The 1,415-nt window shown below is 66.7% G+C and carries 1 protein-coding gene; it reads left to right on the top strand.

The window, feature by feature from the left end; translation table 11 throughout:
* Positions 1-45 precede the first annotated feature (45 nt).
* Positions 46-303: a hypothetical protein gene (locus tag AB0G02_RS37830; RefSeq protein ID WP_360804605.1), complete on the top strand. Its 258-nt coding sequence runs from the start codon at positions 46-48 to the stop codon at positions 301-303.
* Positions 304-1,415: the final 1,112 nt, after the last annotated feature.

Raw genomic sequence — 1,415 nt, 5'->3', positions numbered from 1 at the left:
GGTTCAGTACAGTCAATCGCCAAGGGCACAGAAGGATTCGGGAACATGCACTACGACGGTATGCGCGCCTCGCACGACGTGCGCGTCGTGGCCACCGGACGAGGACTCTTCGCCCTGTTCCCCGACTCCGAAGGTGTGCTGCACATGAGGACCTCCGACGGCACGGAACCCACACCGGCAACCCGCACAGCGTGGTCACCGGCCGTTCCCGTCGACGACTACCGCACCATGGAGACCCCCGCCCTGGCCTGGTACCGCGACCGGATCATCGCCATCGGCCGCGGGGGCGCCACCCTCCCCTGACCGACGGCCACGTGCGAGGTCCGGTGCGAAACGTTGCAGTGGCGCCACCGACCCTGACGCTGGACTCGCTCCGGATCACAGCCAGGATCGTCCAAGGCCGGGCCGCTTGCGACGGCCGAGTCGCTCCACGGACATCTGAATGGAAGGCGGAATCGCTGATCGCGATCGTGCGACCGTGTCGCGGCGCCCTTCATGTCGGATGGTGCGGAGCACCACGCGGGCGCAGGGCCGGGTGGTGCGGAGATTTCGGTTTGCGTGCCAAGGCGCGAGGAAGTCCCGCATACTCACCAGCGGCGTGTGGGTTCCGCCCAGATGGCCCAGTCCTGCGACAGGTGGTCGAGGCGCCCGCCGTCACCGCGGTCTGAGACAACCGCTCCAACCGGGCATGCCGAAACTCCCTCGTCCAGCCGGAACTGAGCACGACATGGGCAGCCGCGCAACACTGGCGCACACCGACCGAGCGTGATCTGCCAGCGGCCACCGCGGAACCGACCAGCGGGATCAGCCAACCGCAGCATCGACGACACCCCGCCCGGTTCGCCGAAACCAGGACCCAGATCCATATGCGACAGCGACAACTCCCGTCCGAGACTCCAAGGACCTGCACAAGGCCATCTGGACGTGATGGACGCCGGCGTGGACAACTGCTGGAAGTCCAGCGCGCCGACGGCGGTTTCCCGCTGATCGTGGGCGCACCACACCCGTTCCGGGCCCTCGCACTACGCGACATCGTCCCCGACGAGGAAATCGTCGAGGACTACACAGACTACGACCACTGCCCCTGGGCACAGACGGACCTGTCCTACACCCACGGACAAGCACTCTCGACCTGACGCGAATCCTCGGGTGCGATAACCAGTCAGGCCACGACAAGCCGAGACCTCACAGGCCGGATCCGATCTTGATCCGCGAGGTCAGCTGCGGAGCCAATGCCGGAACGTCCCACGCGCTGCACGCTTCGGCTCAGCGAAACGTCCCGTCCCCTCAGGGAGCGCATGGGCCGGCGACGCCGTGTCCCAGTGACGTCACACCTCCCGGGCTTGTCGTTCGACTTGGTCAGGCCCTACCACTCACGGCGGCGAATGGCCCACTGCAATAGATGCAGCGGTGAC

Origin of the sequence: Actinosynnema sp. NPDC023658 (assembly GCF_040639995.1) — a bacterium.
Taxonomy (GTDB): Bacteria; Actinomycetota; Actinomycetes; order Mycobacteriales; family Pseudonocardiaceae; genus Actinosynnema.
The sequence above is the reverse complement of the archived record's forward strand: the minus strand, read 5'-3'. Positions and strand labels throughout refer to the sequence as shown.